The sequence below is a fragment of the Deferrisoma palaeochoriense genome, from assembly GCF_054656955.1.
The window spans coordinates 1-7,424 of sequence record NZ_BAAHXI010000102.1 but is presented as its reverse complement, the minus strand read 5'-3'; the positions used below and the strand labels follow the sequence as shown (position 1 = coordinate 7,424).

General features: G+C 63.6%; 5 protein-coding genes. All 5 read right to left on the bottom strand.

The window, feature by feature from the left end; all coding sequences use genetic code 11:
* Positions 1 to 548, bottom strand: a 548-nt coding sequence (locus ACYQ8L_RS17580) for a hypothetical protein (RefSeq protein WP_459943123.1), incomplete at its 3' end; no start/stop codon positions are given.
* 47 nt (positions 549 to 595) lie between these two features.
* A complete protein-coding gene (locus tag ACYQ8L_RS17575) occupies positions 596 to 1,858 on the bottom strand; it encodes a restriction endonuclease subunit S (protein WP_459943122.1) in 1,263 nt (420 codons plus the stop codon).
* Positions 1,858 to 3,507: a type I restriction-modification system subunit M gene (locus ACYQ8L_RS17570; protein ID WP_459943121.1), complete on the bottom strand. Its 1,650-nt coding sequence runs from the start codon at positions 3,505 to 3,507 to the stop codon at positions 1,858 to 1,860. The genes ACYQ8L_RS17575 and ACYQ8L_RS17570 overlap by 1 nt, the downstream gene beginning before the upstream one ends.
* 18 nt (positions 3,508 to 3,525) lie before the next feature.
* Complete coding sequence (locus tag ACYQ8L_RS17565) at positions 3,526 to 5,790, bottom strand: type I restriction-modification enzyme R subunit C-terminal domain-containing protein (protein ID WP_459943120.1); 2,265 nt, start codon at positions 5,788 to 5,790, stop codon at positions 3,526 to 3,528.
* Between the two features lie 12 nt (positions 5,791 to 5,802).
* Positions 5,803 to 7,344: a sigma-54 interaction domain-containing protein gene (locus tag ACYQ8L_RS17560; RefSeq protein ID WP_459943119.1), complete on the bottom strand. Its 1,542-nt coding sequence runs from the start codon at positions 7,342 to 7,344 to the stop codon at positions 5,803 to 5,805.
* Between the last annotated feature and the right edge of the window lie 80 nt (positions 7,345 to 7,424).

Below are 7,424 nucleotides of genomic sequence, written 5' to 3'. Positions count from 1 at the left end.
GTATGGTCGCCGACCGCGTCCTGAACGTACTTCTCGAAACGCTCCAAAGCCTTGCGGACCGCCTCGTTGAAGTGGCCGTCGCGAAACATCTCCGTGATGTCGTCCGCGAGCGCCTCGTGCAGGTCCAAGCGTTCGAGCAGCGCCACTACATCCTGGGATGGATGCCGGATACGGCTCGGCTCGGGAATCTCGATCGACTGAAGCTCTTTTCGGATGCCAAAGCCGAGGGCCTCCATGGGCTTGGCGATCGCTTCAAGGTGGGCTTTGGTGATTGGCTCTCCCTTGCGGGCCCGCCACTCGACAGCGCCTCGGACAATGGCCAGGACCAGGGCCTTCGGCTTCCTCCGATATTGTCGTATGGCGTGCTCGAGCAGATGCGCGATGTCCGCCTTCTTGTTCCGCTGCTTCTTCCAGCAGTCTTTGAGTCCCATGTCGTAAGCGACCTTACGAACACAGAAGCCGCTTCCTGGGGAGGTGGAAGGCGCAATCTCTGCCAGCGCGGCGGCAAGGCGTTCGATCTGCTCCCGCCGTGCCTTCGTGATGCGCATGGCCGGCTTCGCCTTATCGGGCCGTGTTTTCCTCGAGTTACGACGCGTCATGCGCTGGGAGCCTCCAGCGCCTTCGCCTGCTGTTCCATCTCCTGTAACAGTTCCTTCATGTGCGCTTCACGCCAGGAGGCGGTAAGGGAGCCAGAGAAGGCACGTTCAAGCAGGATGGCAAAAATCTCTCCCGTTCGGTGACGCACCTCCTTCGCCCTAAGGCGCTGGTTTCGGAGGTCTTGGACAGCAGATCGAAATCTTCGCTGCGCATCCATGGGTGGAACAGGAACCTTTACGGTCTCGACGATTCGCTTCGAGATTTCCTTGAACGTGGCCCCTCGCCCTAGCGACTCGAGGTAGTCCCGTCGGAGCTTGCACCATGCGAACAGATACCAGGGATCAACCTCGCCTCGGGAGACGAGGCTCTTGAAGCCCTGATTGGTGCAAATCGGCATCGCGGCCAGCGCGACGAGTCCGATCGGCGCCCGTGAGGATAGAAGCACAGCGTCCTTCGGCATGATCGTGGCCGAGCAACTGGCGAGACCGTCCTCGGTTAGGGTTCTTTCGGTGGATTCCAAGACCCAGTCGTCGAGCCCTGACAGGTCCTTGGGGGTTGCCCACGCAATCCCGCCGCCCCAGTACTCCGGAACGTTCGTCTTAGGAGTCGCTCCCGACACCACGTCACATAGCTCTCCCAGCGGGCGCAGCGGCCAGCCCATCGGGTTCGTGGCGGGGTCGCCGAACATCTTGATGAAGAGGGCCGGGAGGATGCGCTCGGCTATGGCGTCGGCTTCGGCGCGGAGGCGGCGGAGGCGGTCGGCCTGGTCGAGGATCTCGACGATGCGGCGCTGTTCCGAGAGGGGGGGAAGGGGGATCATTTCTTTGCGCAAGAACAACTCTGGTACCCGTTGCTGACCCGCGCCTCCGCGCATTTGCTGCTTCGCGGCCAAACGAAATGACGGTTGTCGGAGGAAGTAATACAGGTACTCGGGAAGGAGGGCTGGGCCGGCGCGGAGCACATGAAACTCAGTTGAACCGTAACCAACTCTATTTACGAGGTTACGTGCAATGGCGACCTTTCCATTTTCCATGCACGGCGTGATCTTCGCAAACAGAACGTCGCGCTCTTGGAAATGACTGAACCCGCGGCGCACTTCGCTGAGGGGGCGGACGGCTGGCGATTCAATCGATGCTGTGTCTTCTGAGACCGCCTGCATAGGAACAAACGTTACAGGATCGCTTTCAGCTAAACGATCCCATTGCCCCACTTTAGGGTTGAGCTCCGCAACTTGCTCTATCGGAACCCGCGGCCACTCCATCACACCCCCTCCACTTCCGCGAGCAGCTTCTCCAGCCCCTCGGTGATCTCCTTCTCGATGGCCAGCACCTCGCGGATCAGCTCGGCCGGGTCCTCGTCGGGAACCGGCTCAGCGACCCGGGGCTTGTAGCGGGAGGCGGCGAGGTTCCAGTCGTTTTCGGCAACGGTCTCGAAGGTCGCCCACCAAGAACGGGGCTCCTCGCTCCCGGCCTCCAGCACGGCGCCCGCCTGGACGCCCGGGGGCTGCTCGAACTTCGTCGCCTTGTACTCTGCCCACGCCGCCAGCAGGCCCGGGATGTCGTTCTTGTCCGGGGTCTCGGGACGGCCGCCGCCCTGGATCTTGTCGGGGTCGTAGCCGTCGTTGCGGACCTCGTAGAACCAGACGTGACTCGTCGCGGCCTTTCCCTTGGCGGGCTCGGTCTTCGGGCGGCGGAAGACGAGAACCGAGGTCTTGACGCCCGCGTAGGGCCTGAAGACCCCCGCCGGCAGCGAGACCACGGCGAGAAGTTCGTACTCGCGCAGCAGCTTCTCGCGCAGCTCCTTGTGCGCCTTGGTGGAGCCGAAGAGCGCGCCTTCGGGAACGACCACCGCGCAGCGGCCTCCGGGGGCCAGCGAACGCAGCATCAGCCCCAGGAACAAGAGTTCGCTCTTCTTCGATTTGGTCGGCAGGTCCTGGCGGATCGACTCCTTCGGGATCTGGCCGGCAAAGGGCGGGTTCGAGAGGATCACCGAGTAGCGGCGGTTGAGATCGTCCTCGGTGAGGCCGCTCATCTCCGAGAGCACGTTGGCGCGTTTGAGGCGAGCCTTGCGGATTCCGTGAAGAACCAGGTTCATCATGGAGATCCGCATCATCTGTCGGGAGACGTCGGTGCCGTAGATCGAAGCCTCGAGCCGGCCCCAGTCGGGGATCTTCTCGCCGGGGCCCTTGCGGTAGGTCTGGAGGTTCGGGATCTCTTTCTTCGCCTCCTCCAGCGTCTGGCCGCGCTTCTCGAGCCAGTCTTCGCCGTAGATCGGCACCTCTTGGGGTTCCTCGCTGTAGCGGGCGAGGATGTAGTCGATGGCGTCGATCAGAAAACCCGCGGTGCCGCAGGCCGGATCGTAGATCGTGTCCCCCAGGTCGGGGTCGACCATCTCGACCATGAAGGTGCGGATCTGGCGGGGAGTGCGAAACTGGCCGTTCAGCGCCGACTGGCCGAGGTGGGTGAGGAGGTATTCGAAGATGTCGCCCTTGACGTCGGGGCCGAGCTTTCGGAAATCGATGGAGTCGAGTTCGTCGATCACCTGCTTGAGCACGTTCGGGTCGACGATCTCCAAGACCGCGTCGCGGAAGTACTCGGCCACCTGCGGCTCGTCTTTGACGAGCGAGGCCATGTAGGGGAAGACCTCGTCGCGCACGAAGTCGCGCAGCGCGGTGCCGCTCTTGAAGCGCCACTTCGACCAGCGGAAGCGCTCGGCCTGGCCGGGGAAGAGGCGCGCGCCGTTGCCGGCGCCGAGGCGGCCCCTGAGTTCGCGGGTGGCCTCCTCCTCGTCCAAGAGCTTCAGGTAGATGAGGTAGGAGATCTGCTCGATGTAGGTGACGGGGTTCGTGACCCCCCCGGCCCAGAGGATATCGGTGATGCGGTCGAGCTTGCGGCGCAGGGTCTGATCCATCGGTTTTCTCTGTCCTTTCTACCTTGCGGTCTCAAACACGCCTTCGTTCAGGTCGTCCACCACCTGCTTCAGTCTCTCCTCACCGAAAAGCTCGATCCCCTTTCCGGCGGCGTCGAGGATCGAGAGCGGAGGCTCGAAGAGGTCGTCGAGACGGACGCGGCCGGTGGCGATGCCTCGATTTTTCAAAAGACACAGATATTCGGCTTGCTGGGGCGTGAACGAACGGGCGACGAGCCAGGCGCGGAAGGCCTCCTCCAGCTTCTCCTCACGGCTCTTGATGCGCAGGCGGCCGAGGGCCGCTCGGATGAAATCCACGAGCGACCCGCCGGGATTGCGGTACGCCCGGCGAAGGTTGTCCTCGTTGAAGTAGTACTCCGGCTGGTTGAGCCGCCGGGCTAGTTCCTCTTCCTCTTCGGCGGTCAGCGGCTCCTCATTGCGCACCTTCCGGAGGATCGGGTCGGCGTCGGCCCTCTGGCGGATCGTCTCCTCCCAGTGGGAGACGTATTCCTTCTTGTCGATCCGCTCGCCCTCGGGGCCCACCTCGATCCAGGTCACGGCCTCGAGCCACTCGTCCTCGAGACCGAGTTCGACGAGTTCACGGGGGGGCTTGGGTGGCCTGGGAGGGCCACCCGGCGCACGACCGCCCCCCGTGCCGGTGAACACGTCGGTGTCGGAGTCGTTGAAGTACTCGTGGTTTTTGAAGAAGTCGTAGATGACGAACTTCCGTTTGCCGATGTGCGGGGCGGTGCGGGTGCCGCGGCCGCGCATCTGCTGGTAGAGGATGGGGCTGCGCACCCTACGGCACAAGACGAGGTGCAGCACCTCCCGGCAGTCGAATCCCGTGTCGAGCATGCCGACGCTCACCGCGACCATCGGGTAGGTCTCGGTCTTGAACTTTCGAATGAGGGCGTCCGAGTCGGCGACATCCGAGGTGATGACCTCGGCATAGCGGCCTTTCAGTTCCGGGTGTAGCTCGTTCAGGTACTGGGCCAGGCGCGCCGCATGGTGCTTGGTGATGGCGAAGACGATGGCCTTGCCCGGTCCGGGGTCCTGGCCAGGCGCAAGCTCTTTGTAGTGCTCCCAGGCGAGACGGTCGAACTCTTCCATCATCAGCCGGTTGGTCGCCTCGTTGGTGAAGCGGCGTTCGAACTCGGCGGGGTCGTAATGCTCACCGTCGACGTCGGCGCCCTCAGCGAGGATCTCGGTGATGCCGGTGGCGAAGCGGTAGGGCACGAGGTACCCGTCGCGGAACGCCTCCTGGATGGGGTAGGAGAAGTCCGGCTTGCCCGGCTCGCACTGGTAGAAGTCGTAGGTGTTGCGCTCGATGTAGTTGGCCGGCGTGGCGGTGAGCCCGATGTGGATGGCGTCGAACTTGGTGAGCGCCGTCTGCCAAGCGCCGTAGATGGAGCGGTGGCACTCGTCGGCGATGACCACGTCGAAATAGCCCGCGGTGTACTCGTCGACCCGCCCGATCATCGTCTGCAATAGCGCGACCGTGATCTGCTGCTCTTGGCGCTCCATTCCGGGCCGCAGCCAGTAGCTCGAATGGGCCGGGAGCAGATCCTGGATCGCCTCGATGGCCTGCTTGGCGAGCTGGTCTCGGTCGACGAGGAAGAGAACGCGTTCGGCCCAGCCCGCTTGAAACAGGCGCTTGAGGTACAGGCAAATGAGGTCGGTCTTCCCCGTGCCCGTGGGAAGCTCGAGCAGAAAGCGGCGCTTGCCGAGTTCGAGGGCATGGTCGAGGGCGCGCATCGCCTCGGCCTGGTAGGGCCGCAACGTGCGCGTCTCACCCTGGCGGATGTAGTACTCGAGATTCTCGACCGTAGCGAGCGGTTGCCGGCTGCTTCGCATCTCCACTAGGCGCTCGAGATCTCGCCGCGAGAAGAAGCCGGTGATGGGCCGGGCGTCGTCGTTTTGCCAGTCCCAGAAATAGGTGAGTTCCCCGTTGGTGAGGAAGATGAAGGGCGCCCCGAGGGCCTTCGCGTAAGGCAGGGCCTGCTGCTTGGCCACGTAGGGGTTGATCGCGTTCCTTTTGGCCTCGATCACGGCGAGCGGACGGCCGCGCTGGTCTAGGAGGACGTAGTCGGCTCGGCCGTACGAGACCTGTTCTCCGTCCGAGGAGATACTGCTTGAGCCGGGGGCGCCTTCCGCGATCCGCCCTGGTAGTTCTCGGGCCGTGACCTCGGTACGCACTTGGGATTTGTCCGCGGGATCCCACCCGGCGTCCCGGAGAAGTTGGTCGATCATGATCCTGGCGTCGGACTCCTTCGTGTACCCAGCCATGCGCTTCTCCCCTCATGCCCTGGCGGGCTCTGCATCCTTCGTGCCAGGTTCGTTAAGCACCCCGTATCGGCGTAGCCAGTTTGTCAAGGTCTGGTGGCTGGGGAGGCCCAGCAACCGCGCGGCCTGGGTCTTGTTCCCGTGGGCTTCTGCCATGGCCCGTTCCAGATAATGTCGTGCCACCGTAGCCAGGATCTCGGGCAGGTTCAGCCCCTCTCCCAGCGGCCGCCCCAGGATGGCGTCTTCGGATGCTCCCGGAGCCGGTAGGATCGCCTCCCGGACGTCTTCCTCGTCGATGGTTGATCCTGTCGCCCAGATGGCTGCACGGTGGAGCGTGTTCAGTAGCTCCCGCACGTTTCCCGGCCAGGTATGCGCAAGGAGAAGCTTTTTTGCACCAGCGGAAAGTTTCTTGCGACGATAGGCCGGGTCGTTGGCGTTCTCGTTGTTGATGTTCTCCAGCAGATGTTCAACGAGAAGGCTCACGTCCCCTTTCCGGTCTCGGAGAGGAGGCAGGCGAAGAATGACAACGGCCAGTCGGTAGAAGAGGTCCGATCGGAAGCGGCCGGCGGCCACCTCGTCCATCAGGCTTCGGTTCGTGGCCGCAATGACCCGAACGTCTACGGGGATGGGTTTGCTCGAACCGACCCGGACGATTTCCTTCTCCTGCAGGGCACGTAGGAGCTTTACCTGCGCTGCGGGCGGAAGTTCGCCGACCTCATCCAGGAAGAGCGTCCCGCCCTGGGCTTCTTCGAAGTACCCCTTGCGGGCCCGGCTCGCCCCCGTGAACGCGCCCTTCTCGTGGCCAAACAGCTCGGCTTCAACGAGTTCCGACGGTATGGCGCCGCAGTTGATGGCGACGAAGGGCATGTCCCGCCGAGGACTTGCCTTGTGGATGGCCCTGGCAAGCAGTTCCTTGCCGGTTCCGGATTCGCCCTCGATCACCACCGAGACCGATCGTGGCGCCACGCGCCGGGCCTTGGCAATGAGCCGCTTCATCACGGTGCTTCTGTGGATGATGTCGGAGAACTCCGGGGCCTCGGGAGGGAGCCCTTCGCTGAGCCGCTCCAGCTTCCTGTCTGATCGCTCCAAAAGGTCGGGGAGGAAGTCGGCGGAGATGTCGAACGGAAAGGAGACGGTGCGTACGCCCTCCTGCGGAGAAGACTCGATCAGTTCTGCCGGAAACCGGGTCTTGGCGAGGATGATCCACACGGCCGCCATGGCCGGCGTACCCGGGCTCAGATGAAACGCGAGTGTCGGTGGGGGAGAGATCTTTTCCAAAAAGTCCGACAGGGCTTGTGTCGCCGCTTCGTAAATCTTCCCGAACTCCGTAGGCCTCGTGAGAGTGACTTGCCGGAGAGTCAGGAGCGCGGAGGTGCGCGCCTGGAGCCACCTAACGTAGCCCCCCGCTTCCTCTTCGGGGTAGTTGTTCAGGAGCAACACGCGCTCGTAAGCCCGCCCGGCCACCGCCTGCGCGATGGGCCCAAGGCCGACCGCCGGATCCCCCTGGGAAGCCCGAAGATCCGTTCTTCCGATCCAAGCAACGAGGGCGCTCGCCATACAGCCTCCCGTGGGGAGTCCCCGAGGCATTGTAGCAACGTTCTTTACACCCTGGGAAACAACCTTACCTTGAACCCGCT

What these genes read in the sequence shown, in the direction of transcription:
- ACYQ8L_RS17575 (WP_459943122.1), bottom strand. Translation starts at nt 1,858, where the DNA reads ATGGAGTGGCCGCGGGTTCCGATAGAGCAAGTTGCGGAGCTCAACCCT.
- ACYQ8L_RS17570 (WP_459943121.1), bottom strand. Translation starts at nt 3,507, where the DNA reads ATGGATCAGACCCTGCGCCGCAAGCTCGACCGCATCACCGATATCCTC.
- ACYQ8L_RS17565 (WP_459943120.1), bottom strand. Translation starts at nt 5,790, where the DNA reads ATGGCTGGGTACACGAAGGAGTCCGACGCCAGGATCATGATCGACCAA.
- ACYQ8L_RS17560 (WP_459943119.1), bottom strand. Translation starts at nt 7,344, where the DNA reads ATGGCGAGCGCCCTCGTTGCTTGGATCGGAAGAACGGATCTTCGGGCT.